The sequence below is a fragment of the Andreprevotia chitinilytica DSM 18519 genome, from assembly GCF_000711875.1.
GTDB classification, from domain to species: domain Bacteria; phylum Pseudomonadota; class Gammaproteobacteria; order Burkholderiales; family Chitinibacteraceae; genus Andreprevotia; species Andreprevotia chitinilytica.
Genome location: NZ_JONM01000006.1, coordinates 188,400 through 212,967, shown reverse-complemented (window position 1 = coordinate 212,967; position 24,568 = coordinate 188,400). Strand labels below are relative to the sequence as shown.

The 24,568-nt window shown below is 61.2% G+C and carries 24 protein-coding genes; 7 read left to right on the top strand and 17 right to left on the bottom strand.

The annotated features are described in order from the left end of the window. Positions 1-182 precede the first annotated feature (182 nt). Entirely contained in the window at positions 183-2,528 is a 2,346-nt protein-coding gene (metE, locus tag BR41_RS10355; protein WP_051710649.1) for a 5-methyltetrahydropteroyltriglutamate--homocysteine S-methyltransferase, read from the bottom strand. A gap of 96 nt (positions 2,529-2,624) precedes the next feature. Here metE and BR41_RS10350 point away from each other — a divergent pair, with 96 nt between their 5' ends. Next, complete coding sequence (locus tag BR41_RS10350; RefSeq protein ID WP_035055904.1) at positions 2,625-3,548, top strand: LysR family transcriptional regulator; 924 nt, start codon at positions 2,625-2,627, stop codon at positions 3,546-3,548. Between the two features lie 215 nt (positions 3,549-3,763). Continuing rightward, positions 3,764-5,011: a carbohydrate-binding protein gene (locus BR41_RS10345; RefSeq protein ID WP_084186998.1), complete on the top strand. Its 1,248-nt coding sequence runs from the start codon at positions 3,764-3,766 to the stop codon at positions 5,009-5,011. Between the two features lie 192 nt (positions 5,012-5,203). Here BR41_RS10345 and BR41_RS10340 read toward each other — a convergent pair whose 3' ends face one another. After that, entirely contained in the window at positions 5,204-8,836 is a 3,633-nt protein-coding gene (locus BR41_RS10340) for a DUF748 domain-containing protein (RefSeq protein WP_035055902.1), read from the bottom strand. 223 nt (positions 8,837-9,059) lie between these two features. On the opposite strand from BR41_RS10340, the gene BR41_RS10335 reads away from it, so the two are divergent. The 5 genes from BR41_RS10335 to BR41_RS22890 all read left to right on the top strand — a co-directional run bounded on the left by BR41_RS10335 (position 9,060) and on the right by BR41_RS22890 (position 13,558). After that, the gene (locus tag BR41_RS10335) at positions 9,060-10,280 is read left to right on the top strand and encodes an STAS domain-containing protein (protein ID WP_156970643.1); all 1,221 of its coding nucleotides are present in this window, start codon (positions 9,060-9,062) and stop codon (positions 10,278-10,280) included. Between the two features lie 90 nt (positions 10,281-10,370). Further along, the gene (hslV, locus tag BR41_RS10330) at positions 10,371-10,904 is read left to right on the top strand and encodes an ATP-dependent protease subunit HslV (RefSeq protein ID WP_035055899.1); all 534 of its coding nucleotides are present in this window, start codon (positions 10,371-10,373) and stop codon (positions 10,902-10,904) included. Positions 10,905-10,980: 76 nt separating this feature from the next. After that, the gene (locus BR41_RS10325; protein WP_035055897.1) at positions 10,981-11,940 is read left to right on the top strand and encodes a biotin--[acetyl-CoA-carboxylase] ligase; all 960 of its coding nucleotides are present in this window, start codon (positions 10,981-10,983) and stop codon (positions 11,938-11,940) included. Beyond that, positions 11,937-12,695, top strand: a complete 759-nt coding sequence (locus BR41_RS10320) for a type III pantothenate kinase (RefSeq protein WP_035055895.1) — start codon at positions 11,937-11,939, stop codon at positions 12,693-12,695. The genes BR41_RS10325 and BR41_RS10320 overlap by 4 nt, the downstream gene beginning before the upstream one ends. Continuing rightward, positions 12,692-13,558: an SPOR domain-containing protein gene (locus BR41_RS22890; protein ID WP_051710647.1), complete on the top strand. Its 867-nt coding sequence runs from the start codon at positions 12,692-12,694 to the stop codon at positions 13,556-13,558. The genes BR41_RS10320 and BR41_RS22890 overlap by 4 nt, the downstream gene beginning before the upstream one ends. A gap of 163 nt (positions 13,559-13,721) precedes the next feature. Here BR41_RS22890 and gabD read toward each other — a convergent pair whose 3' ends face one another. The 15 genes from gabD to dusA form a co-directional block, all read right to left on the bottom strand. Next, a complete protein-coding gene (gabD, locus tag BR41_RS10310; RefSeq protein ID WP_035055893.1) occupies positions 13,722-15,176 on the bottom strand; it encodes an NADP-dependent succinate-semialdehyde dehydrogenase in 1,455 nt (484 codons plus the stop codon). A 199-nt stretch (positions 15,177-15,375) separates the two neighbouring features. Then, positions 15,376-15,696, bottom strand: coding sequence for a hypothetical protein (locus tag BR41_RS10305; protein WP_156970642.1), 321 nt, complete (start codon positions 15,694-15,696; stop codon positions 15,376-15,378). Further along, positions 15,693-17,030, bottom strand: a complete 1,338-nt coding sequence (locus BR41_RS10300) for a flagella assembly protein FlgT middle domain-containing protein (protein WP_035055890.1) — start codon at positions 17,028-17,030, stop codon at positions 15,693-15,695. The genes BR41_RS10305 and BR41_RS10300 overlap by 4 nt, the downstream gene beginning before the upstream one ends. A gap of 19 nt (positions 17,031-17,049) precedes the next feature. Next, positions 17,050-17,655, bottom strand: coding sequence for an LPP20 family lipoprotein (locus BR41_RS10295; protein WP_051710645.1), 606 nt, complete (start codon positions 17,653-17,655; stop codon positions 17,050-17,052). 218 nt (positions 17,656-17,873) lie between these two features. Continuing rightward, on the bottom strand, positions 17,874-18,560 hold the full coding sequence (gene trmB / locus BR41_RS10290) for a tRNA (guanosine(46)-N7)-methyltransferase TrmB (RefSeq protein ID WP_035055888.1): 687 nt from the start codon (positions 18,558-18,560) through the stop codon (positions 17,874-17,876). Positions 18,561-18,658: 98 nt separating this feature from the next. Then, positions 18,659-19,042, bottom strand: coding sequence for a Rid family detoxifying hydrolase (locus BR41_RS10285; RefSeq protein WP_035055887.1), 384 nt, complete (start codon positions 19,040-19,042; stop codon positions 18,659-18,661). 181 nt (positions 19,043-19,223) lie between these two features. Next, positions 19,224-19,637 (bottom strand): nucleoside diphosphate kinase regulator, encoded by a 414-nt coding sequence (gene rnk, locus BR41_RS10280; protein ID WP_035055885.1) that lies wholly within the window; start codon positions 19,635-19,637, stop codon positions 19,224-19,226. A 70-nt stretch (positions 19,638-19,707) separates the two neighbouring features. Then, the gene (locus BR41_RS10275) at positions 19,708-20,013 is read right to left on the bottom strand and encodes a hypothetical protein (protein ID WP_035055884.1); all 306 of its coding nucleotides are present in this window, start codon (positions 20,011-20,013) and stop codon (positions 19,708-19,710) included. Further along, a complete protein-coding gene (locus BR41_RS10270; protein ID WP_035055882.1) occupies positions 20,010-20,381 on the bottom strand; it encodes a phage holin family protein in 372 nt (123 codons plus the stop codon). Before BR41_RS10270 ends, BR41_RS10275 begins: the two co-directional genes overlap by 4 nt. Then, on the bottom strand, positions 20,381-20,686 hold the full coding sequence (locus tag BR41_RS10265) for an ElaB/YgaM/YqjD family protein (RefSeq protein WP_035055881.1): 306 nt from the start codon (positions 20,684-20,686) through the stop codon (positions 20,381-20,383). Before BR41_RS10265 ends, BR41_RS10270 begins: the two co-directional genes overlap by 1 nt. A 128-nt stretch (positions 20,687-20,814) precedes the next feature. After that, the gene (gene hemW, locus BR41_RS10260) at positions 20,815-22,002 is read right to left on the bottom strand and encodes a radical SAM family heme chaperone HemW (protein ID WP_211251715.1); all 1,188 of its coding nucleotides are present in this window, start codon (positions 22,000-22,002) and stop codon (positions 20,815-20,817) included. A gap of 4 nt (positions 22,003-22,006) precedes the next feature. Further along, positions 22,007-22,243, bottom strand: a complete 237-nt coding sequence (locus BR41_RS10255) for a hypothetical protein (RefSeq protein WP_035055879.1) — start codon at positions 22,241-22,243, stop codon at positions 22,007-22,009. Continuing rightward, positions 22,240-22,836: an RdgB/HAM1 family non-canonical purine NTP pyrophosphatase gene (gene rdgB / locus BR41_RS10250; protein WP_156970641.1), complete on the bottom strand. Its 597-nt coding sequence runs from the start codon at positions 22,834-22,836 to the stop codon at positions 22,240-22,242. Before rdgB ends, BR41_RS10255 begins: the two co-directional genes overlap by 4 nt. A gap of 14 nt (positions 22,837-22,850) precedes the next feature. Further along, on the bottom strand, positions 22,851-23,483 hold the full coding sequence (locus tag BR41_RS10245) for a retropepsin-like aspartic protease family protein (RefSeq protein WP_035055877.1): 633 nt from the start codon (positions 23,481-23,483) through the stop codon (positions 22,851-22,853). Continuing rightward, positions 23,480-24,538, bottom strand: a complete 1,059-nt coding sequence (gene dusA, locus BR41_RS10240) for a tRNA dihydrouridine(20/20a) synthase DusA (RefSeq protein ID WP_084186994.1) — start codon at positions 24,536-24,538, stop codon at positions 23,480-23,482. Before dusA ends, BR41_RS10245 begins: the two co-directional genes overlap by 4 nt. Positions 24,539-24,568: the final 30 nt, after the last annotated feature.

The following is a 24,568-nucleotide window of genomic DNA, read 5'->3' as shown; positions in this document are numbered from 1 at the left end:
GTTCTAATGCTTTCTCAAGCGTGGAGTTCCCTGTAGGAGCGAGCTTGCTCGCGATGGCGATGGTTCATTTACCGCCGCCATCGCGAGCAAGCTCGCTCCTACCCAATATCGTAGGGCGGGTTAGCCGCTTGCGGCGTAACCCGCCGGACAAGGCCACTTCCACTCGCCCTGCACGAACCGGTTCAATGCCCGCAGCCACACGCGTGCTCTGCATGCAAGTGACCATGCTCAGCCGCTTGCACGACCAACTTGCGCCCCTCCGCAATCGCCGCCCGCGCCTCACGCGTTGCGGCCAGCATGTTGGCCAGCGCCGCTTCCGTCTCCGGCCAACCACGGGTTTTCAAGCCGCAGTCGGGGTTGATCCATAAGCGCTCGGCCGGGACGACGTCCAATGCCTTGGCGATCAGCCGCAGCATCTCGTTCACGGGTGGCACGCGTGGGCTGTGGATGTCGTAGACGCCGGGGCCGATTTCGTTCGGGTATTGGAAGGTGCCGAACGCTTCCAGCAATTTCATATCCGAGCGGCTGGTTTCGATGGTGATCACATCGGCATCCATCGCGGCGATGGCGGGCAGGATGTCGTTGAACTCCGAGTAGCACATGTGGGTGTGGATCTGCGTGGCATCCTCGACCCCGCTGGCGGAGACACGGAAAGCACGGCCGGCCCATTCCAGATAGGTATCCCAATCGCTGCGCTTGAGCGGCAAGCCTTCGCGGAAAGCGGGTTCGTCGATCTGGATGACCTTGATACCGGCGCGCTCCAGATCGACCACTTCATCCCGGATCGCCAGCGCGATTTGCAGGCAAGTCTGCTCACGCGGCTGGTCGTCGCGCACAAACGACCACTGCAGGATGGTCACCGGGCCGGTGAGCATGCCCTTCATTGGCTTGATAGTCAGCGATTGGGCGTAGCGGCTCCACTCGACCGTCATCGGTGCCGGGCGGCTCACGTCGCCGAAGATCACTGGCGGTTTCACGCAGCGACTACCGTAGCTTTGCACCCAGCCAAAGCGGGTAAAGGTGAAGCCGGACAGCTGCTCGCCGAAGTATTCGACCATGTCGTTACGCTCCGCCTCGCCATGCACCGGCACATCCAGCCCCAGCGCTTCCTGCTTGTCGACCACCCGTTTGATCTCGGCCTGCATCGCGGCGACGTATTGTTCTTCCGGCAACGCCCCACGCTTGAAGGCGGCACGAGCGGCGCGGATTTCCCTGGTTTGCGGGAAGGAGCCGATGGTCGTAGTCGGCAACACCGGCAGCTTGAGCCACGCCCGCTGCGCATCGGCACGCACGGCGTAGATGCTATCCCGTTGCGAATCGGCAGCAGTCAGCGCCGCCACCCTGTTGCCAACGTCCGGGTTGTGGATGCGGGCGGAGCTACGGCGCGAGGCAGCGGCCTTGTCGCTGGCGGCCAGTTGTGTGGCGACGGCAGCACGACCTTCATTCAACGCCCGTTTGAGGACGACGATCTCGTCCAGCTTCTGTTTGGCAAAGGCCAGCCAGCCTTTGAGTTCGGCATCCAGTTGGTCTTCCTGCGCCAGATCGACCGGCGTGTGCAGCAGCGACGAGCTGGCACTCACCCACAACTTGTCGCCCAGTTTGGTCTTGGCGGTTTCGAGTTGCGCGAGCTTGGCGGAAAGATCGGCCGCCCAGATATTGCGGCCATCGATCACGCCGGCCGATAGCACCTTGTCTTGCGGCCAGACCGCCAGCAGCGCATCAAGCTGTTGCGGCGCACGCACCAGATCGACGTGCACGCCAGCCACCAACAAGGTGGCGAGCAGATCGGTATGCGCCGCGACGCTATCGAAGTAAGTGGTCAGCAGCAGCTTCACACCGGCATGGGCGAATTCGCGATAGATCGGGGCGAAGGCATCGCGCCATGCCAGGTCGAGTTCCAGCGCCAGGATCGGCTCGTCGATCTGCACCCATTCCACCCCCTGCGCGGCGAGCTTTTCCAAGATACGGCGATAGGCCAGCACGATGCGACTGGCGAGGCCGAGTTTGTCGAAACCGGTGCTCTTGCTCTTGGCGAGATAGAGGAAAGTCAGCGGGCCGATCAGCGCCGGCTTCACGTCATAGCCTTGCGAGCGGGCTTCTTCCAGCTCGTAGAAGAACCAGTCCACACCGCCGTCGAAGCGCGTGTCGGCATCCAGTTCCGGCACCAGATAGTGGTAGTTGGTATCGAACCACTTGGTCATTTCCAGCGCCGGCTGATCCACGTTGCCGCGAGCCAGTTCGAAATACTGTTTGAGTGTGAGCGACTTGGCATCGAAGCCGAAGCGGGCCGGCAAGGCACCGAGCAGTGCGGCGGTATTGAGCATCTGGTCGTACCACGCGAAGTCGCCAGTCGTGACCACATCCAGCCCGGCATCCTTCTGCCATTGCCAGTGACGGCGGCGCAGCGTGCTGCCAATCGCGGCAAGTTCGGCTTCGGCGATCTCACCGCGCCAGAACGACTCGACGGCGAACTTGAGTTCGCGCTGGGCGCCGATGCGGGGAAAACCCAAAACATGAGCAGCAGTCATGACAAACCTCGATATCAATGAATATGGTTTGCATGATCCTCGCCCGGTCTTTATGATTCAAACTCATTATTTTCACGATTTCACTGAGAGCCACTCATGCAATCGCTACTGGAATTGCGCCACCTGAAAACGCTCGCGGCGATTCGCGATGCCGGCAATCTCACCCGCGCGGCGGAGCGGCTGTTCCTGACCCAGTCCGCGCTATCGCATCAGTTGCGGCTACTGGAAGAGCATTACGGCTTGCCGCTGTTTGCCCGCAAGACCGCGCCGCTCAAGCTCACGCCTGCGGGGGACAAACTGGTGCAGCTGGCCGATCTGGTGTTGCCGCAGATCGCAAACGCCGAGCGTGATATCGCCAAGCTGCGCGAGGGTGAAGCCGGCAGCCTGCGCATCGCGGTGGAATGCCATACCTGCTTCGATTGGCTGATGCCGGCGATGGATACCTTCCGTGAGCGCTGGCCGGAGGTGGAGCTGGATATCGTCTCCGGCTTTCATGCCGACCCGGTGCAGTTACTGTTCGAAGACCGCGCCGATCTGGCCATCGTGTCGGTGCCGGAGGCCGAAAGCGGCATCGCCCATCTGCCGCTGTTCGCCTATGACATGGTCGGTCTGCTGGCGCGCGATCATCCGCTGGCAACCAAGCCATTCCTTGCCGCCGAGGATTTTGCGGGCGAAACGCTGATCACCTATCCGGTGCCGGACGAGATGCTTGACCTGATCCGCCAAGTGCTCAAACCGGCCGGCGTGAACCCGAAGCGCCGCACCACCGAGCTAACCGTCGCCATCTTGCAGCTCGTTGCCAGCCGGCGTGGCATCGCCGCCCTGCCGGGTTGGAGCGTGCAGCATTATCTGGAACGCGATTACGTCGCAGCCCGCCCCATCACTGCCAACGGCCTGCGCGCCGAGCTGAATGCCGCCGTGCTGGACGACCGCGCCCATACCGCTTATCTGCAAGATTTCGTGGCGATCGTGCGCGAGGTTTGCGTGGCGGAACTGCCTGGGATTCAGTTGATTGGGTGAGGGAAGTGGCGCGTGAATTGGACTTTGCACTTGGCACCCCCCTCTCCCCCGGCCCCTCTCCCATGAATGGGCGAGGGGAGAAGGTCACCCTAGGGTATACGCCTTACAAGCAAAGTCATTGACTGAAATCCGTCTTTCTCCATACTCCGTATTCTTGGCCTGTCGCGGCATATCGCAACGGGCAATATCTGGAGAAAAGCGCTGTGACTTTCTTGATGCGCGCATGTACAAAATTTGCACTGGTGGCCTTGCCGGTCCTGGCCGCCACCGGCGCTATCGCTGCCACCTATCCTGCCTGGGGGCCGGATACCTATTACGCGGCCGGTACGATCGTTTTCTACAACGGTCACAATTATCAGGCGCTGGTCAATCAGACCGACTTCAGCAGCGCCGGCTGGAACCCCACCCTCAACAGCTTGTGGACTGACCTTGGCGCGGATCACAGCAGCACGCCGACACCAGCCCCCGTCATCACGCCTGTGCCCGATGCAACACTGACCCCCGTGCTCACCCCCCGGCCAAGCGGCGCGCCAGCGGTCGGCGACTTCGTGTTCAGCGTCTACAAAGACATCGCGCTGAATATGGACTGGAACACGGCGGCGATCTCGACGACTGTGGCGGGTACAAGGCAACCGGTCGTGAACGTGATGCCAAGCCGGCTCAAGACCCTGACCTGGGCCTTCGCCGTCGGCGAGTGCGGCTTCGAGAGCTGGGGCGGGCCGTTACCGAATACCATCGCCAACGCCAACATCCAGCGCTTCCTGAGCAACGGCAAAACCTACGTCATCTCGACCGGCAGTACCTCGGGCGCGTTTACCTGCGGCAGCGACCAGGGGTTTGAGCGCTTTATCAAGACCTACTATTCCAGCAATCTGCTGGGCATCGATTTCGACCTCGAAGCCGGCCAAAGCCAGGACGTGATCAACAATCTGGTCCAGCGCGTGATCGTGGCGCAACGCACCTATCCGCGTTTGCGCTTCAGCTTCTCGCTGGCAACGCTGGGCGGCAGCTCGACACTCGGCTTGAGCGCTACAGGCGTGATGGTGCTGAACGCCATCAAGACCTACGGGCTAAGCAATTACACCATCAACCTGATGGTGATGGACTACGGCGCAGCGACGCCGGCCAATTGCGTGATCGGGAACAACGGCAAGTGCGACATGGGCAAATCGGCCAATCAGGCGGCGATCAACCTGCATAACGGCTACGGCGTGCCGTTCAGCCAGATCGAACTGACACCAATGATCGGTGGCAACGACGTTCAGGATGAAACCTTTACGCTGGCAGACGTCGCTACCATGTCGAACTTTGCCAAGCAAAACAATCTGGCCGGCGTGCATCTGTGGTCGTTCGACCGCGACAGCGATTGCGCGCCAGGACCATCGCTGGCGACGTGCAATACCTACGGGCAGGCAGGGACGTTGGGGTTTACCAACAAGTTTTTGAACAGCCTCGGGTTTTGATGCATTCGATTTGCGGAATGAAAAAGCCGGCTCATAAGCCGGCTTTTTCATTCCCATCGCGCCAAGGATGAAGGAGATCAACCCGTAGCCCGGACGCTTTGCGGCCGGGGTGGCAGTGCATGAAAAGTCACCCGGCCGGGTCCATTCACACGGAGTCCCCCGGCCGCAAAGCGTCCGGGCTACGGTGATAGCTCACCCGTGCAGCGAAAACATCGCCCGCGTGCTCGGCCCCTTGTCCTTCTCACCATCCTTCGCCGTCGCATCCAGCTTGGGGTTGACCAGAAACAACCGCGCTTCGGGCACGCCGATACCTTTCAGGAAGTCCTTCACCGCCAATGCACGTTGCGAGGCGAGCGCCTTGAGGTCGTCGTCGGTGACTGGCAGGTTGGCGAGCAGCAGCTTGTGCATTTCCTCTGGCGGTAGCGATTTCGACAGGCCGAGAACGTTCTTGGGCTTGGGGAATTTGGTCTGTTTGTAGACCTGCTCCAATAACTTTGGATAGTCCTCGGCACTGATTTCCAGTGCAGCCTCGTCGCCTGCTTCGCCCTTATCCGCGAGCTTGCCGGCCTTGGCGCCCCGCATCAGTTTGGCGAGTTTCGCCGCCTTGAGCCCTTCACGATCCAGTTCCGGGTCGACCCAGCCGGCGATATCCAGATTCAGGGCCGGCCGGTCTGCCAGTGCTTCGGAAAGCTTGGTCAGGCCGTCGAACTGCTTCTGCTCCAGCTTGGCAATACCCGGCTCGAACGCCACATACGAGAACTGCGGCCCGCCGCCGAAAGCCGAGGCCAGCGCATCGAACGGGGAGGTGATGATCTTGGTCAGCACATTGAAAATCGCCTGCCAGACGATATGGCCGACGCTGAACTGCGGGTCATCCAACGAACCAGTCACCGGCAGCTGCACGTTGATCTGGCCGCGCCGGTCTTTCAGCAGCGATAACGCGAATTTCACCGGCAGCTTGGTCGCTTCCGGGCTGCCGGATGGCGTCTCGCCCAAGGTGAGCTGATCGAGCACCACATGGTTCTGCGCTTGCAGCTTGCCGTTTTCGATGTGGTAGCCGACGTCCATCGATAGCTTGCCCTTCTCGATGCCATAGCCGGCGTACTTGGCCGCATAGGTCGACGCAGCAGTCAGCTCGTAACCTTTGACCGCGCCCTGGATATCGAGAAACAGATCCTTGCCGAGCGGATTCAGCTGGCCGGAGATGGTAACCGGCGCGATGCGATCCATACTGCCGCGCAAATCCAGCGTGGCGCGGGTGGCATCCACCGACGACAAACCGGCGACCGAGCCAGCCATATCGGTCAGGTTGGCGGTGTAGTTCGGTTTGACGAAGTTATCGGTGTAATTGATGTTGCCGCCGGACAAGGTGATCTTGCCGATGCGGACGGGCACCACCGCCTTGGCAGCACTCGCCGGAGCAGAGGCAACAGCCACCTTCGGCACTGATGCGGCAGCCGGTGCGCTGGCCTCTACCGTCACCGACGTCGGCGCGTGGTCGTGCACGACAATGTCCGCCAGATTCAGCCGTCCTTGCGGCGAGAGCATCAACTTGGCGTAGAAATCGGTCAGCGCGATCTCTTTCAGGCCGACATTGATCGGCTGGGTCTGCACATCGATGCCGCCGAAATACAGGCTCTTCCATTTCAGGAAGTCTTCACCGCTGAGCTTGTCCAGCGCATAGAAGTCGGTGACGTTGGCGTTGCCGCTATAACTGACCGCCATCGGGTCATGCGCGTGGCCGGGTTTGAAGCTCAGGTTGCCCTTGGTGGAGAGCCGGCCGCTGGCGAGGGTGATGTTCAGCAGAGGGCTGAAATATGGCTGGGCATAGGCCATATCCAGCTGCCGTGCCTGAATCGCCAGCTTGCCGGCGAGCGGCTCTGGCGACACGACACCATCCACTTGCAACGTGCCGTTCCGCCCCGCTTGCGCCGCCAGCTTCAATTGCGTTTGCCCACCAAGCGGCCACTGCAAGGGCTTGGCGGACAACTCCACCCGCTTGAGCTGTAATGGCACCGTGCCGGCTAGCGTTTTGTCCTCGAACTGTGCCGCGCCATCGCTGACGGCGAGTTCCTGTAGCGTGACTTTCCACGGCGCGGTCGGCGCGGCGGGTTCCTGTTTGGCGGCGTGCTTGGCAGATCGATCTGGTGAGGTGGATGTTGCAAGCGTAGCGAATTCAAAACGACCATCGGCCAAGCGAGTGACGTTCAATACCGGCGCAGCCAGCGCGACCCGATCCAGCGTGACCTGCCGCTGCGCCAAGTCCAACCCAACGTTCTCGACCTTGATCTCTTTGGCGGCAGCCAGCACTGGCTTGGCTTTGGCCCGCTTGATCAGCAGATCACGCACGGTGACGCCCAAATGTGCCAGCTTGAGTTCCAGCGGGGCGTTGTCCGGTTGGGCGAAGCGATAATGCGTGGCGATGTCGGTGGTGCCGCCGATGGGGTCAATCGCCAGTTGTGAACGGTAAAACGGTGCCAGCCCCGCCAGCGGCATGGCGGTCAACGTCAGGTCGCCCTCGGCGCTGATGGGCGCGAGCTGCAACTTGCCGTCGTGGTGCCATTGCCCCAACGCATCGCTGTGCAAATCCAGCTTCACCGTGGCTTGCTTGCCGGTGGCGCTGTCGAGGCCATTGGCATGCAAGGCAATACCATCGATGCGTGTGACGAAATCGACAGTGGCGTCGCGCACGTCGATGCTGCCTTGGTCGATCGTTAGCGTCGTGATGGCGAAATGCGGCTTGCGCGCTTCCTTGGCCGTTGCTTTGGCTGGCGCACTGGCCGCTTTGGCTTCCGGTTTCACCTCTGTTTTCTCATAGGCAGTTTTCAGCGCCGCGAGCCAGTTCAATTCGCCCGCCTTATCGCGGCTCACCGTGACCTCGGGCCCAGTCAGCGCCAACTTATTCAGCTGCACTACGCCAGCCAAAGGCTCGACCCGCGCCAACCCGATGTCGGCGGACTTGAGCCGCAACAGCGATTGGCCGCTGGCATCGAGCGCGACATCGTGCAGCTTCACGCCTCCTTCCAGCGAGATGCTCATCGCGGGCTGCTGGCGAAACACCAGGCGCAGATCGGTCGCCAGAACGGCGCGATTCAGCTGGAGCGCAGGCGGCGTCGGCAGATAGGCCCAATAGCGCGCGATATCCAGATCGGTAAGCGCCAACTTGAGCGTGCTCTCACGGCTGGGTGAGAACGGCTTGGTATCGCCCGTGAGCCGGAACGGCGCGCCATCGAGCTTGAAGGCCAATGTGGGATCGACATGGGTATCGATGAAGACCGGCAGATTGGAAATGAACGGCACGCCAAGCTCGATCGCTTCCAGCTTGTGCGTCTGCTTGAGCGGACGGTCGTCGAATTCGATCCGGCCGCCGATGAGGCGGATATTGTGCACGGCGAAGTGCAACGGCTCGCTGGCAGGCTTGGCGGGCTGGTTCAGCAAGTCGGACCAGTTGTATTGGTGCTCGCTAAGGCGGATCGCCTTCAGGTAAGGTGCATTGATCAGCAGTTCGTCGATCACCGGGCCGCGCCGCCAGATCGATGCGATATCGAGATCGGCCTTGATATGCCCCACCGCCAACACCGCCTGGCCGGCTTCAACGACCTTGAGATCGTCCAAAGTGGCCGTCAGCGTGTAAGGATTCAGGCCGATATGCCCGATCGACACCTGCCGGTGCAGCACATCCGACAGCGCTGCTTCAAGTTTGGGCTTGGCCCACCAGGGCAGCGCAACGCCCCCCAAGAGCCCCACAGCGACGGCAACGGCAAGAACAAGAAATAGGGCACGGCGCCAACGGCGAAGGGCCGTAAGCAAACGCTGAACGGTCATGAAAATGAATCACAAAGCAGGGTGGAATTGGAACCACTATAGTGGTTTGGCTGTCTTGCTGGGAAGCGCATGACAGCGTCTTAGACTTCGTCAAGCCCGTCTGTCAGTGACAAAGCACCTTTCAACACTGGCAAGAGTCGCTTGAGCGGCTATTTTGGCAGTAAAATCAGGCCCAACTAACCGATTAGCAGACGTGCCGCTTGGCGGCCGGGACGATTTCACCGTGGCGTTTTCCCTTTTCCGCAAAAAAGATTCCGAACCTGTAAAACCGCTTTCTCCGGGTTCATCCGCTGCGAGCACGTCAAGCATTGCCACGCCGTCGGACTTTCCGGCGACGCCGGCACAGCCAGCGCCCCGCCCCGCCGCACAAACGCCGGCCGAGCAGCATGGCGAAACGACCAGCTACAACTTGTCCGAGCTGACCATCGAGGTCGAGGAATCCAGCTCGCAACTAACCCCGGCCGAAGAAGAAGCCGTGGTGCTCTATGCCAACGGTCGCCTCGCCGCCGCCATCGATAGCCTGAAAGCGGCCATGCCGTCGTTCAAGGGCAGCCGCCAGACCGGCCCGTGGCAGTTGATGTTCGACTTGCTGCAAATCGCCGGCAACCACACCGCGTTCGACGAGCTGGGGCTGCAATACGTCGTCGAATTCGAAACATCACCGCCGCTGTGGCGCGATATGAAATCCGCCCCAACGACCAAACCACAGGCTGCTACCGGCCTCGTGACCCTGCCATCGTCACTGGTTGGTGATGCCGCGAATGCAGAAATCCAGAAAATTCTGAAAGCTTGCGAACGCGGCGGGCCGGTTCGGCTCGATTTCAGTCGCGTAACTGACATCGACGGCATGGCCGCCGCCGAGCTGCTGGCACTCTGGCCACGCGCGCGCAAGCTGGGCGCTCAACTGCAAGGGCTAGGCGTCGACAGCGTCACCAAGATGTTGTCCGGCAAGATCGAATCCGGCCGCCGCCACCCGGCCGAAGCGCCCTATTGGTTGCTGCTGATGGAAATCACCCAGACCAGCGGCGAGCAAGAGGCATTTGAAAACCTCGCCATCGACTACGCCGTCACCTTCGAAGTCTCGCCGCCGTCGTGGGACCCGAAGCTCGTAGCCAAAGCGCCGCAAGCACCCGCCGCGCAAAAAGCAGCCGAAAAATCAGGCGAACCCGTCACCGACCGGCTGGAACTCGCCGGCGATCTGGTTGGCGGCGCGGCCGATGCACTGGCAAAGATTCGCGCTTTTGCCGCCACGCATAGCAAGCCCGTGCTCGATTTCTCCGGCGTGCTGCGCGTCGATTTCGATACGGCCGGCCAGATGCTGAATCTCGGCGTTGAGCTGATGCAGGCCGGCAAGATGCCGACCATCCTCGGCGCGAACGAACCGGTGGCGGGCCTGTTCAAGCTGATGGGTGTCGCGGATTTGATGACGCTGGTCAAACGCTAGAAGTACCCGTTTGAACGGCCTCCCCGCTTGATACCGCCCGCATGGCCCCCATCTGCCACGCATCCCTCAGTCTTCCAGCGGTAAATACCCATGCAGCAATTTGACGGCACCACGATTGTTTCTGTTCGCCGTGGCGATAAGGTTTGCGTTGGCGGCGACGGCCAGGTCACGCTTGGCAATGTCGTCATCAAGGGCACGGCGCGCAAAGTGCGCAAGCTGTACCACGACAAGGTCATCGTCGGCTTTGCCGGCGGTACGGCCGATGCATTCACGCTGTTCGAACGCTTCGAAGCCAAGCTGGAAAAGCATCAGGGCCAGCTGACCCGTGCTGCCGTCGAACTGGCAAAAGACTGGCGTACCGACCGGGCGCTGCGCCGGCTGGAAGCGATGCTGATCGTCGCCGACCCGACCGCCACGCTGGTTATCACCGGCAATGGCGATGTGCTTGAACCGGAACAAGGCATCGCCGCCATCGGCTCCGGCGGCGCATTCGCCCAGGCTGCGGCCAAGGCTTTGATCGACAACACCGACCTGCCGCCGGAAGTCGTCGTCAAGAAGGCGCTCGAGATTGCGGGTGATATCTGCATCTACACCAACCAGAATCACGTTCTCGAGAGTCTGTAAGTCGGCTTTCAATCGTTGGCATACCGACGATTGAAATCGCCTCATATCCATTCCCGGCTCGGCTACAATCCCGGCCATGACTCACACGCTTGCCTGCTTGCGTTTTCTGAACGCCACCAGTTTCACCTCTGGCTCCGGTATTGCCGATGCACTCGGCCTATCGCGAGCCAGCGTTTCTACCGCACTGGCCGAAGCCGAACACTTCGGCGTGACGCTGGAGCGCCGCCACGGCGCGGGTTATCGGCTCACGCAGGACATCGACTGGCTCGATGCCGAGCGCATCCAGCAGCTGCTCGGCAAGCGCAGCATCCTGCAATTTGCCACCGCCCCCAGTACAGATTCGACCAACAAGCGGCTCGCTGCCGACCCGGCGCATGGGCGCGTACTGGCGGCAGAATGGCAAGATGCCGGCCGCGGTCGCATGGGCCGGAGCTGGCAAGGCAAGCTCGGCGGCAGTCTGCTGTTTTCGCTGTGCTGGACCTTCCCCGGTGGCGCAAACACCCTGGCCGGCCTGCCGCTGGCGGTTGGCAGCATCCTCGCTGATGCCCTCACCCACGCCGGCGTCGGTGTCATCCAGCTCAAATGGCCGAACGATCTGTTGCTGGATGCAAACAGCAGCGGCGCGAAGAAAACCGGCGGCATCCTGATCGAAATCACCGGCGACGCAATGGGGCCGGTCTCCACCGTCATCGGTATCGGCCTGAATCTGGACGCGCCAGACGCGAAGCTGGATCAGCCTGCGACCGGCCTGCGCGAGGGCGGCCTGATGCTCGACCGCAATACCTTGCTGGCGCAACTGCTGGCCGCACTGGAAGCCGGCCTGACCCGCTTTGCCGCCGAAGGCTTCGCCGCCTTCCGCGCCAACTGGGAAGCGCACCACGCCTGGACCGGTGCCACGGTGAACGTGCTCGACCCTGCTGGTAGCATCCGGCACGGCGTGCTGCTCGGCCTGACCAGTGACGGTGCGCTGCGACTTGGCACCTCAGACGGCGAAACCATCGTTCATGCTGGCGATGTCAGCCTGAGGCGCGCATGAGCGGCCCAGTCACGCAGCTTCTGCTCGATCTGGGCAACACGCGCCTCAAATGGGCATTGGTTACGCCGGACGGCCATTGGGCGGTTCGTGGCGATGCCCCGCACCCCGATTTTCACCTGCTGACCGAACGCTTTGCCACCCTGCCCGCCCCGACGATTATCCGTGGCTGCTCGGTCGCAACGCTGGATGCCACGACTCAACTGGAAGTGGCCTGCACACAACTGTGGCAGCAGCCGATCCAGTGGCTGAAAGTCAGCCGGGCAGCACTGGGCGTCACCAATCGCTATCGCCGGCTGGAACAACAAGGGCCGGATCGCTGGGCGGCGGTGCTTGGCGCACGCAGCCTGAACCCCGGCGAAGCCTTGGTCGTGGCCAACGCCGGCACCGCATTGACCATCGATGCCGTCACCGCCGATGGCACCTTCCTCGGCGGCATGATCCTGCCCGGCTACCGGCTGATGAAGAGTTCGCTCGCGGCTGGCACGGCCCGCTTACCGGATGCCGTCGGCAGCGTGCACGACTTTCCGACCTCGACCGAAGACGCCATCGAAACCGGTGTGCTCACGGCGTTGGCAGCCAGCATCGAAACCATGCTGCAGCGTGTCGAGCTGCGCGGCGAAGAACCCCGCCTACTGCTGTCCGGCGGCGATGCCGAGCGGATCGCGCCGCTGTTATCCGTACCGGTTCAGTTCGAAACCGACCTTGTGCTGCGCGGCCTCGCCGCGTTGGCGAACCACCCGGAGCCCACGCCATGAAATGGCTGTTCGCGCTGCTGCTCGTCGCCAACCTGCTGTTCTTCGCCTATTCGCGCTGGGTGCCGCAAATTGCGCCCGTTGGCGAGCGGCCGCCAGAAGTGAACGCCTCGCAGGTTCGCATCGCCCATCTCAATGGGGGTGATTCGAGTGCGCCCGCCGCGTCGTCCGCCTCCTCGGCAACTGCTGCATCACCAACCGCCTCACCGACCACCGCGCCGACGCCAGCAGCAACAGCGGTTCCGACACCAGCGGCGACACCGGTTGCAACGCCGGTTGCGACACCGGCCGTCACGCCAGCGCCTACTCCAGCACCGAAACCGACCCCATCGCCGAAACCCACGCCCCCTATCACGCCAGCCCCCAAGCCAGCCCCGGCTACCCCGGCCCCCGTCGCCGAGGCGCAAGGCGCCCTCTGTCTGCGCTGGACCGGTATTACCGGCGACCAGGCCAATATCGCGCGCGACAAACTGCGCCAACTCGGGCTGACCGCACAGGAAACGCCCGCCAGCCAGAACGCCAAATACTGGGTCTACGTGCCGCCGCTCGCCGATCTGGAAACCGCCAAGAAAAAAGCCCAGCAATTCGCAGAGCTTGGCGTGGATGACTATTTCGTCGTCAACAACGGCAGCAAGTGGCAGAACGCCATCTCGCTCGGCATCTTCTCAACGCAGGAAGCCGGCAACCGCCGACTGGAAGAGCTGAAGCAAAAAGGCGTTAAATCCGCCATCGTGCGCGAACGCGACGACGGCGTGCGCCACACCAGCTTCCTGATCAAGAAGGCCACCGACGAGCAGACGAGCAAGTTGACCAAGGTCAGCGAGCTGTTGCGGGGGTCTTATGTCGAGAAGGTGGATTGCAAGTAACGTGGGGGTTGGGGCTGGTGGGGTGGTCTCCCCTCTCCCACTTGTGGGAGAGGGGCTGGGGGAGAGGGTCGTGCCACATGACGTGTTCTTTTCGTCACCCTCTCCCTAGCCCTCTCCCACAAGTGGGAGAGGGGACAAAAACCATGCACAGGCGGGACGATTCCTACATCCCACCCAGGCACATGTATTTGATCACCAGATAGTCATCGATGCCGTAGTGCGAGCCCTCGCGCCCCAGTCCGGATTGCTTCACTCCGCCAAATGGCGCGACCTCGTTCGAAATCAGCCCGGTGTTGATCCCCACCATGCCGTACTCCAGCGCCTCGGCCACACGCCAGACACGGCTGATGTCGCGGCTGTAGAAATAGCTGGCCAGGCCGAACTCGGTGTCGTTGGCCATCGCGATCACTTCTTCGTCGGTCTTGAAGCGGAATAGCGGCGCGAGCGGGCCGAACGTTTCCTCCTTCGCCACTTTCATGCCGGTATGCGCGCCGACCAGCACGGTCGGCTCGAAAAAGGTCTGGCCGAGCGCATGCCGCTTGCCACCGATCAGCACCTTGCCGCCCTGCGCCTCGGCATCGGCGATGTGGGATTCGATCTTTTCAACCGCCGCCATATTGATCAGCGGCCCTTGCTCCACGCCGGCCTCGAAACCGTTACCCACCTTAAGCTGACGCACTGCGTCAACCAGTTTGGCGGCGAAGGCGTCATACACGCCGTCTTGCACATAAATGCGGTTGGCGCAGACGCAGGTCTGGCCGGCATTGCGGTACTTCGACGCCATCGCGCCGACGACTGCAGCATCCAGATCCGCATCGTCGAACACGATAAACGGCGCATTGCCGCCCAGTTCCAGCGACAACTTCTGGATCGTCGGCGCACTCTGCGCCATCAGCAGTCGGCCCACGGCAGTGGAACCAGTGAACGACAACTTGCGCACGATCGGGTTGGCGGTCATCTCACCGCCAATGGTGCGCGGATCACCTGTAATCACGTTGAAGACACCGGCCGGAATGCCGGCCCGCTCGGCCAACACCGCCAAGGCCAGCGCGGAAAACGGCGTGCTCTCCGCCGGCTTGACCACGATCGGGCAACCGGCAGCCAGCGCCGGGCCGACCTTGCGGGTGATCATCGCGGCCGGGAAATTCCACGGCGTGATCGCAGCGCAGACGCCGATCGGTTCCTTGACCACAACGATGCGCTTGTCAGCCGCCGGCGTGGCCAGCGTATCGCCACTCACCCGCTTGCCCTCTTCGGCGAACCATTCGATGAACGATGCTGCGTAACCGATTTCGCCACGTGATTCGGCCAACGGCTTGCCTTGCTCAGCGGTCATGATCGCGGCCAGATCGTCGACGTTCGCCAACATCAGCTCGTGCCAGCGCCGCAACAATACGCTGCGTTCCTTGGCGGTCTTGCGACGCCATGCGTGCCACGCCACATTGGCGGCCTCGATAGCGCGATATGTCTCGATCGCCCCCATGTGCGGCACGCGGCCAACTTCTTCGCCGGTCGCGGGATTGTGGACGGCAAAGGTTTCACCGCTATCGGCATCGAGCCATTGGCCGTCGAGATAGGCTTGCTGGCGGAACAGCGCGGGGTCTTTCAGGGGGAACATGAGCAATCCTTGGGAGACGAAATCAATTCATTTTCCGACTGCTGCGTCAGCGTAGTTATCACTGCATAGCCCGCCCCGCTGCAGCAGCACAACTCACGCCGACCCATGACGTGCAGCCAAAGATGCCGGGAAAGGTCAAGCGGACGTAACAACACCGGCATTAGGCCGGTGTCGCATCTGGATCAAGAGCCGCGGGAGGTCAGGGATAGCTGTACTGCTGCCAACGCTGCTCACTGGTCAGCACCATCCATTGCGGATCGTCACGGCGCGTCTTGGCGACCGGCAGCACCGGATGCTCCGGCGAGGACTCCATCACGATGCGGGCGACCGATTGGACTGGCTTGGCGGGAGCGGCCAAGACCGGCTTGTGTTGCATTGGCCGCTTGACGGTCATGTGCCTAATCGGGCTTCGTCGCGGGCAGCGGCACTTGAGCTCGGCATCGGTGGATGCTTCGGCCACGGTCTGAATAGCCAGCAAGAGCAGCGCCAAGCAAATCATCGGACGGATCATCGGTTTCATTTGGCCTTCCCCGTACTCACAAACCGTGCGAAATCGCCCACTTCGGCTTGCCCGCCATCCGGTTGGGCGATGGCAAACAAGGGCTGCACCTGCAAGATCGACAGGCTGCCGGCCAAGTCTTCGACCATGCCGAGCCGCTGCGCGGTGTCACCGTTACCGCTCTCCACACTCTGGCCATTGCGTAGCCGGTACAGCTGCAGCTTGTCGCCCGGCGCAAGGCCGGCCAAGGCACCGGCATCGAGATAAACACGCCGGCCCTCGACGCGGGTGATGCGCGATGAGAACGGAATGCAGGACACATCGGATGCCAACTGCGCGGCCAGCTGATCGAGCGTGGCGGTGATGGTGTGGCCAATACCGCTATTCACGAAGCTGGCACTGTTGACCGGTTGGCCTTGCCGGCCCAAGACATCGCCACTGGCCACTTGCTGGGCGCGATGACGGGTAACCAACGCGCCAGAAACGCCATCGAACAGGTAAAGCTCGATATCGACGTTGCGTGCGCTCGGCATGGCCTTGATGCCAACACCGAGCCAGTTCCACAACGGCAAGCCCAAGCCGAGCTTGCGTTCACCTGGGCGTACTTCCTGACCATAGGCCGGGCGATACGTTTCGCCTTCGGTTGATAGATCGCGCACGATGCCGCCCACCACGAACTGCACGCCATAGCGGCGGGCCAGCTGGCGGACTTGATCCGGTTGCAATTGCGGGTCGGCAATCCCGATCACCGGCGCGAACGGCAACTCATTCGGCGCCGACACGGCAAGAAAGCGGCCGGTATTGCCAAGCCGATCGACCAGCAGTTGTTTCAGGCCATCGTTGGCTTGGGAAAGGTCATTGGCTTGTGAGGGTTGGCTCAACCAGAACGGCGAGATCAGGGCCCGGCGTCGGTAACTGGCGGCGGCGCAGGTATTTTGCGCTTGCTGTTCGGTGGCGGGTTGCGTCGCGGCCGTCTTGGTGGACTGAGCCTTTTGTGCGTCCTTCTGTGCCAACGCCGTCGGAGCGGGCTTGCCCGGCTCGATCTCGACGTAATACAGGCCGCCAGCCTGCCATTCACGCAACAGCGTATAGGAGCCCGGTGCCGCGCCAGAGCGGATCTGCTGCGCTTCGGCGACCTGATCACCGTCTTTCAATGCAATGGCACGCACCGAGCTGCCATTGAACAGCGCGGCATTTTGCAATGCATCCGCAATGGCAGCGTCGCGCGCGGCGGGGATATTGCCGTCGAACGGCGCAACGCCTTCGACCGGACTCGCCAATGCCACGCTGAGCTGCAAACCAGCCAACAGCATGAACAGACGGCGCAGCGCAGATTGCATCAGAGTGGCGGCCATGAGTGGGGCATCCCCGGCCTCAGCGTGCGTAGTAGAAGTTGTTTGCCGGCAACGCCACAGATACCGGCTGCGGGGCAACCGGCGCAGCCTGTGCCGCTGGCGCGGTAGCTGCAGGGGCCGTTGAAGGAATATCCGGGTTGGGCTGGCCATCGACCCGCGGCGACTCAATTTGCAGTCCTTGTTGGGCCATACCGGCATCGCGATAGAAATCCGGGCTCAATTGCAGCTCGACCACGGTTTCGTAGGCCCCGTCCGGCAGCGGGTTGATCGTGAGTACGCGTGCGCCGCGCAAGTAGGCGTCGATGTAATAGCGGAAGCTGTCATTTTGCAGTGTCAGCGCGGCGACGGTGCTCTGGCCGGTGATCCGCACCCCGTGCACGGTTTCCGCCAAGGCGCGTAGCGCATCAAGCTTGGAGGCGCGCATCGCCAGCAAACGGCGTTGCGCCATGGTGTAGCCATCCATGTTTGGCAATGCGCCGTAACCGACCGCCGTCACACGGCTTGGCAACATGACGGGTGTTTGCTGTGCGCCGGCCGCCTGGGCCGACGAGCCGCCGGGCTTGAACCAGCTGCAGCCAGCCAAGGCGGCCGCTAGCAGCGACAAGAGGAGTACGCGCTGAATCATGGGATTTTCTCCGGCAAATCGAAGTGGCCTCGGCGCATCTCCACGCAAATCTCTTGCATATGGAAACAGGCATCCTCGGCTGAGAGCGGCCAAGAAAAGTTGCCTGGCTAGGCGCGCAGTCGTAGACAGTACTTCAAGTACGGCAAGACTGCGGAACAACGCCAGGCAGCTTTTATTGGCCGCTCGCAATAGTGCGAGTCTAGTCGCTCGTCATACAGTCAGCCAGCGCGACGCTTGAACACCAAGTCCCAAACTCCATGACCGAGCTTGATGCCACGATTCTCGAACTTGGTCAGCGGCCGGTAGTCGGGGCGGGGCGCGTAGCCATCGGCGGTGTTTTCCAGCTGCGGCTCGGCAGACAGCACCTCCAGCATCTGGATCGCATAGTCTTCCCAATCGGTCGCCAGATGCAGGTAGCCGCCCGGCTTGATGCGCGACACCAGTTGCGCCACGAAAGCCGGCTGGACCAGCCGCCGCTTGTTATGGCGCTTCTTGTGCCATGGGTCGGGGAAGTAGATATGCGCACCATCGAGCGAGGCTGGCAGCAGCATGTGTTCGAGCACTTCGACAGCGTCGTGCTGCACGATGCGGATATTGGTGAGCGACTGCTCGCCGATCAATTTGCACAGGCTACCGACGCCGGGCGTGTGGACTTCGACGCCGAGGAAATCGGTATCGGGCCGGCCAGCAGCGATTTCCGCCGTGGCCTGCCCCATACCAAAGCCGATCTCCAGCACACGCGGCGCGTGACGACCGAAGGCGGCATCGAGATCGAGCGGCGCGTTCGCATAGGGAATGCAGAAACGCGGGCCAAACTCGTTGAGGGCACGCTCCTGACCAGCGGAAAGATGGCCTTGGCGCAGCACGAAGCTGCGGATACGGCGCATGTAGTGTGGGTTGTCCATGACGAAATCCAGCGAAATCCAAATCCTGAAACGCCGAGCGCCGCAAAAAGCGGCGCTCGGTTCGAACGATGGACTGGATTATACCTGTAGTCGAATGCTTATTTCGTCAGCACCAACACCGCGTCCGCCTCAACCAACGCCCCCTTGGGCAGCGCAGCCGCCTGAATCGCGGCACGAGCCGGGAACGGCGCGCTGAAGTATTCGCCCATGATTTCGTTCAGTTTGGCAAAGTTGGCCAGATCGACCACGAACACGCCAAGCTTCACGACGTCCGATAGATCACCACCAGCCGCCTGCGCCACGGCGCGCAGATTCTTGAATACCTGGTGCGTTTGCGCTTCGAAACCATCGACCAGCACGTTGCTGACCGGGTCGAGCCCGATCTGGCCAGACAAGTAGACGGTATCGCCCACCTTGACCGCTTGCGAATAAGTGCCGACCGCCTTCGGGGCGCTGTCGCTATGGATGATGGATTTGCTCATGAGGTCTCCGGGGCGCAAGGGCGCGAAATAATTGGACTTGCCGATTGTAATCGGTCGGACGGCGGTATGGCAGGCACACTTCCAGCCGGTTTTGAGGGTGCCGCACCGCAGCACAAAACAAGACGGCCTGCTCAGGTGACTGGCAGGCCGTTTGATGGGTGGGATGCATTGGAAATGCGGATCAACGATGCAAATCGCCCGCGGCTTCCGGCTGGTAAGTGATGGCGAGCACGGTAACTTGCGTTTCCTTGCCACCCGGCACCGGCCAGGCAATGCTCTGGCCGACCGACAATCCCAGCAGCGCCGAACCGACCGGCGCAAGAATCGAGATCTGGCCTTGTTCAAAATTGGCATCACGCGGGTAGACGAGGGTCAGTTCGCGTTCTTCGCCCGTGGCAGCATCGACAACACGTACCCGGCTGTTCATGGTGACCACGTCAGCCGGCATGGCAGATGGCTCGACGACATCAGCCCGCTCCAGCTCGTTTTCCAGCGTAGTGATCCCCGGAAAATCACGAGCGGAGACCGATTCGATCAGGCTGGTCAGCCGGTCGTAGTCCAGGCTGGAAATCGTTATCGACGGTAGAGCCGACATCACAGGTACTCCTCAATTCAGGGATTCAAGCGCGAGCGGTCAAACAAGGGTGGTACGGGGAGCGACCAAATCAACGGTCGCGATCGGCACGGGCAAACCAGCGACGAGCCAGCTTGGCAATGCGCCAACCCGTCATGGCCAGCGGCAAAACGCGGGCAATCCAGTTGAAGCGGCCTTGCGACAACAGGCTCGCGGCCCAGTCACCAAAGCCGTGCGGGCTGCCAAACGCGCCAAGCAGGCCACGCATGGCCAAACCCTTTTTGAACGGCGAACGTAGCGTTTCCCAATCCTGGGCCAGCTGCAGCCGATAACTATCGGCTTGCAACTGGAGCGCTTCTTTTTTCAATGCTCTGAGCTGCTTGCGGGCGGAACTCATGGCAGGAATTGCTCCTTGTCCTTGCGCAGCTCGTTCAGCGTTGCGGCGAAGGGCTTGGGGGCGCGCGCCACTTGATTGCGCACCACAAGCAGGCAAGCGGCGCCGGCCAGCAGGTAGAACACGCCCAGTGCCAGAATGGCGACACCACGTTGGGCGACATCCACCCACCACACCAGCGCAATCGACAGCAGCACCAAGCTCAACGCGATAACGACGACGCCGATCAAACCCAGCAAGAGCATGCCAAGCAAACGCTCGCGCTCTTCTTCCAGTTCGATGCTGAATAGCGAGAGGTGGTTATGCGCCAAGCCAACCAGATTGGCGGCCAAGCGCTGCGCCAACCCGGGGTGCGAAGCGTTGTCGCTCATTAGCGGCGGGATACCAGCAAGCCCAGCAGGAAGCCGACGCCGGCTGCGATGCCGATGGATTGCCACGGGTTTTCGTGTACGTATTCGTCGGTCGCCTTGGCCGCTGCCTTGGCCTTATTTGCGACCAAACGCTCGGTTTCGATCAGCTTGGCCTTTGCGTCTTTCAGATTGGCGGTAATACGCTCGCGCAGGGCACGCGCTTTGTCGCCTTGCTCGCCAGTTGCGGATTGCAACAGGCTTTCCGTGTCGTTGAGCACGGTGCGCAGGTCGTCGATCAACTCGGTTTCAGTGTTGGCAGTCGTCATGGCTTTCTCCCGGAAAATGAGCGATGTGAACTGTCCATTGTCGGATATTTTCGACAATCTCCAAGCGTAAATCTTGCAGAAAGTGAAATTTTAAGACTTTTCTTATAATGGCTGGCAGAAATCTGGCGTCAAGACTCAGCCAGAAACCGTTCCAGCAAGGTATTCAGAAAACGCCGGCCCCGTTCGGTCGGGCGCACATGATTCAGCGTGCGCTCAAGCAGACCATCTGCCACTGCGCGTTCGATCTCGTGCACGACACGCGTGACCGGCAAGCCAGTGCGCTCAGTGAAGAGCGCCAGATCAAAACCATCGGTCAGCCGCAGCAGATTCAGCATGAACTCGAACGGTAATTGCGCCTGCGTCACGGCTTCTTCGGTTTGCACCGCGCTACCAGCGGCCATTTGCTGCAGATATTCGCCGGGCTGCTTGTAGCGCATCTGGCGAATGATCTTGTCCGGGAAGCTGATCTTGGCGTGGGCACCGGCGCCGATACCCAGGTAGTCACCGAACGTCCAGTAGTTGAGGTTATGCCGGGCACGCCGCCCAGACTGGCCGAAGGCGCTGGTTTCGTAATGCTCGTAACCAGCAGCGGCCAAGTGAGCCTCGATGGCGTCCTGCATATCCGCCGCCAAGTCATCATCCGGCAATGGCGGCGGGTAGCGATGGAACAGCGTGTTGGGTTCAAGCGTCAGGTGGTAGGCGCTGATGTGCGTCGGGCGGCAAGCAATGGCAGCGTCGATATCGGAGAGCGCCTGCTCAAGCGTCTGCTGCGGCAGCGCATACATGATATCGAGGTTGAAGTTATCGAAATGCTGATGCGCGATCTCGACGGCGCGGCGCGCTTCGTCGTCGTTATGGATACGCCCTAGCGCTTGCAGATGCTGGGGGTTGAAACTCTGGATGCCGATCGAAAGCCGGTTGACGCCTGCAGCCCGATAGCCAGCGAACTTGTCGGATTCAAACGTGCCTGGATTGGCTTCCAGCGTGATTTCCGCATCCGGCAACAGCTTTACGCGGGCGCGAATGCCGGCGAGCAAGGTATCGATCGCCTCAGCAGAAAACAGGCTGGGCGTGCCACCGCCCATGAAGATACTGGTGACCGGCCGCCCCCAGATGAGCGGCAAACAGGTTTCCAGGTCGCGCAGCAACGCTTCGATGTATTCCGCTTCCGGCAAGCCGTTTTTCTGGGCATGCGAATTGAAGTCGCAATAGGGGCACTTCTTCACGCACCAAGGGAAATGGATATACAGCGCGAGCGGCGGAAGCGCGGTCAGGCCCCAGTTGCTGCGGCCGACCGGCATGGCGATGGTAGACATTGGCTTATTGCTTGGCCGATTTGGCGTAGGGGTTGTGCAACTTCTCGACCAGCGCGTGCAACACGTTTTTCATCTGGTCTTCGGAGACCTCCATCAGGAGGCCATCCTCGAACAAGTCCTGAGCGACTTGCAACAGCTCGTCGAGGTTCTCGTTCATCACTTTGACTTTCTCGGTGCAAGAGACGACCGATCCGTCATCACGACACCACTTGGCCCAACGGGTTTCTTCCTGACTGCTCACAAGCCGGTTTCCTTCAACTTTTCCAAGAGCGCACGCAGCGCCTTGCCTCGGTGTGAGATGGCGGCTTTTTCGTCAGGATCAAGTTCGGCCGCGGTTTTGCCAAATTGCGGCACCAGAAAGTAAGGGTCGTAGCCGAACCCACCGTCGCCGCGCGGGGCATCAAGCACCTCGCCAATCAATATGCCATCGGCGATCAGCGGTTGCGGGTCATCGGCATGGCGCACCAGCACCAGTGCAGCGTAATACCACGCGCGCCGATCTTGTTTACCCGAGAGTTCGGTAACGAGCTTCTCGTTATTGCGCGCATCCGATTTCGGCTCACCCGCGAAGCGGGCGGAATACACGCCCGGCGCGCCACCCAGTGCCGGGACGCAGATACCGGAATCGTCAGCCAATGCCGGCAAACCCGTCGCCCGGCTAGCATGCCTTGCTTTGGTGAGTGCATTTTCGACAAAGGTATCAAACGGCTCTTCGGCTTCCGTCACGCCAAGCTCGCCCTGCGGCACGATCTGGATATCAAGCTGGGCAAACAGACGACTGAATTCCTTCAATTTGCCGGCGTTATTGCTGGCGAGAACAATGCGTTTCATCAATTACTCTTCACGGGCTACTTTTTGGTCAGCGTCATCATGTTGCTGTCGTATTTGACTTGAAAACGGCTCAGCACCGAAGTGCCTACCAGCGTGATATCAAGTGCATTGCCCTCGATCACCGCCGTCGCGACGTCAAACAGTGCAATCGTGCCGACATCGACGCGCGGCAGCTGCACCAGCCAAACTTTCGCCAGGCCATTTGCCGTCTTGGTCGCCGACTGGCGGCCATCCAGATAGCTGATGTGCAAACTTTTGGCCGTGGCTTCGGACATCGATAAATAAGTGGCACCCGTATCGACAATCGCTTTGGAAGTAGCCCCGTTGATATGAATTTCAGTGAAGTAATGGCCGGCAGCATCCGCCGTCAAGGTCAGGCTACCGCCGCTGACACTCGATACATAGCCTTCACCCAAATGCAGCGTTCGTGTCGCATCACCCACCTGGATTTCGGCTTTCTCCGAATCCAGCCGCAGCAATTTAACCTGTCCGACCTGCTGACCGACCGTAAGCAGCTGCTGCTTGCCGTTGATCTTGAACATGGCCTTGCCACCCAGCAGCCCGATCAGTGTGACGTCGTCGGCCAGCGCCACCCCAGTCCATAGCGACACGGCCAGTAGCACGCCCCACAACAACGAATTTTTTTTCATGCTCCATCCTCGACAGTTTCGATTTCAGCCAGGGCGGCCTCAATCAAAGGCCAACCGGCATCTTTTAGTTGTTTTGAGTCTGATAAGGTCCGCCGCCAATTGCGTGCGCCCCGCACCCCTTGGAACAAGCCAAGCACATGGCGAGCGATCAAGCGAAGCGGCACACCATCGGCCAGTTCGTTTTCCACAAAGCCGCGTAATGCCCGCATTGCATCGGCCCGACCTGCCGGCTGCCAATCTCGCCCGTAATAACGCGCATCGACCTCGGCCAGCATCCATGGATTATGGTACGCCTCACGGCCGATCATTACGCCATCGACATACGGTAAATGGCCAAGCGCCGCCTCATGGGTATCAATGCCGCCATTGATGATGATTTCCAACTGCGGCATATCCCGCTTCAACCGATAGACATAATCATATTTGAGCGGCGGAATTTCACGATTTTCCTTCGGGCTCAGGCCTTTGAGGATGGCATTGCGCGAGTGAACGATAAAGGTGTTGCAGCCCGCCTCATGCACTTCCGCGACAAAATTCAACAGGAAGCCATAGTCCTCGACCGCATCGATGCCGATCCGATGCTTGACCGTTACGTCGATCGAACACGCATCGCGCATCGCTTTCACACAATCGGACACCAGCGTTGGCTCCAGCATCAGGCAAGCGCCAAAGCTGCCGGACTGCACGCGCTCGGACGGGCAGCCGACATTCAGATTCACCTCATCGTAGCCCCAGTCCTCGGCAATCTTGGCGCAGCGGGCCAGATCAGCCAGCTCGGAGCCGCCCAGCTGCAGCGCCAGCGGGTTTTCGATGTCGTCGAAACGCAACTGCCGCATCCGGTCGCCGTGGATAATCGCCCCGGTGTTGACCATCTCGGTATACAGCCAGGCATCGCGTGTGAGTTCACGCGCGAAGCGACGGTAGAAGCGGTCGGTCCAATCCAGCATGGGGGCAATGCAGAAGCGGCGGGAGGGGCTTGGGATATTCACGCGAGGAAACCTGGCAGCAGAAAATAAAATGGCCCGCCGAGAAACTACCGGCGGGCGCGAACGCATTTTCCGTTGTAGGCGGCAGGGCGGTCAAAT

Excerpts from the sequence above, each read along its gene's own strand:
- BR41_RS22890 (WP_051710647.1), top strand. The coding sequence starts at position 12,692 with ATGAAATGGCTGTTCGCGCTGCTGCTCGTCGCCAACCTGCTGTTCTTC.
- metE (WP_051710649.1), bottom strand. The coding sequence starts at position 2,528 with ATGACTGCTGCTCATGTTTTGGGTTTTCCCCGCATCGGCGCCCAGCGC.
- trmB (WP_035055888.1), bottom strand. The coding sequence starts at position 18,560 with ATGGACAACCCACACTACATGCGCCGTATCCGCAGCTTCGTGCTGCGC.
- BR41_RS10340 (WP_035055902.1), bottom strand. The coding sequence starts at position 8,836 with ATGACCGTTCAGCGTTTGCTTACGGCCCTTCGCCGTTGGCGCCGTGCC.
- hemW (WP_211251715.1), bottom strand. The coding sequence starts at position 22,002 with ATGTCTACCATCGCCATGCCGGTCGGCCGCAGCAACTGGGGCCTGACC.
- BR41_RS10305 (WP_156970642.1), bottom strand. The coding sequence starts at position 15,696 with ATGAAACCGATGATCCGTCCGATGATTTGCTTGGCGCTGCTCTTGCTG.
- BR41_RS10285 (WP_035055887.1), bottom strand. The coding sequence starts at position 19,042 with ATGAGCAAATCCATCATCCATAGCGACAGCGCCCCGAAGGCGGTCGGC.
- BR41_RS10270 (WP_035055882.1), bottom strand. The coding sequence starts at position 20,381 with ATGAGCGACAACGCTTCGCACCCCGGGTTGGCGCAGCGCTTGGCCGCC.
- BR41_RS10345 (WP_084186998.1), top strand. The coding sequence starts at position 3,764 with ATGCGCGCATGTACAAAATTTGCACTGGTGGCCTTGCCGGTCCTGGCC.
- hslV (WP_035055899.1), top strand. The coding sequence starts at position 10,371 with ATGCAGCAATTTGACGGCACCACGATTGTTTCTGTTCGCCGTGGCGAT.
- rnk (WP_035055885.1), bottom strand. The coding sequence starts at position 19,637 with ATGTCGGCTCTACCGTCGATAACGATTTCCAGCCTGGACTACGACCGG.
- dusA (WP_084186994.1), bottom strand. The coding sequence starts at position 24,538 with ATGCGTTCGCGCCCGCCGGTAGTTTCTCGGCGGGCCATTTTATTTTCT.
- BR41_RS10325 (WP_035055897.1), top strand. The coding sequence starts at position 10,981 with ATGACTCACACGCTTGCCTGCTTGCGTTTTCTGAACGCCACCAGTTTC.
- BR41_RS10320 (WP_035055895.1), top strand. The coding sequence starts at position 11,937 with ATGAGCGGCCCAGTCACGCAGCTTCTGCTCGATCTGGGCAACACGCGC.
- BR41_RS10295 (WP_051710645.1), bottom strand. The coding sequence starts at position 17,655 with ATGATTCAGCGCGTACTCCTCTTGTCGCTGCTAGCGGCCGCCTTGGCT.
- BR41_RS10245 (WP_035055877.1), bottom strand. The coding sequence starts at position 23,483 with ATGAAAAAAAATTCGTTGTTGTGGGGCGTGCTACTGGCCGTGTCGCTA.
- BR41_RS10350 (WP_035055904.1), top strand. The coding sequence starts at position 2,625 with ATGCAATCGCTACTGGAATTGCGCCACCTGAAAACGCTCGCGGCGATT.
- BR41_RS10300 (WP_035055890.1), bottom strand. The coding sequence starts at position 17,030 with ATGGCCGCCACTCTGATGCAATCTGCGCTGCGCCGTCTGTTCATGCTG.
- BR41_RS10265 (WP_035055881.1), bottom strand. The coding sequence starts at position 20,686 with ATGACGACTGCCAACACTGAAACCGAGTTGATCGACGACCTGCGCACC.
- BR41_RS10275 (WP_035055884.1), bottom strand. The coding sequence starts at position 20,013 with ATGAGTTCCGCCCGCAAGCAGCTCAGAGCATTGAAAAAAGAAGCGCTC.
- gabD (WP_035055893.1), bottom strand. The coding sequence starts at position 15,176 with ATGTTCCCCCTGAAAGACCCCGCGCTGTTCCGCCAGCAAGCCTATCTC.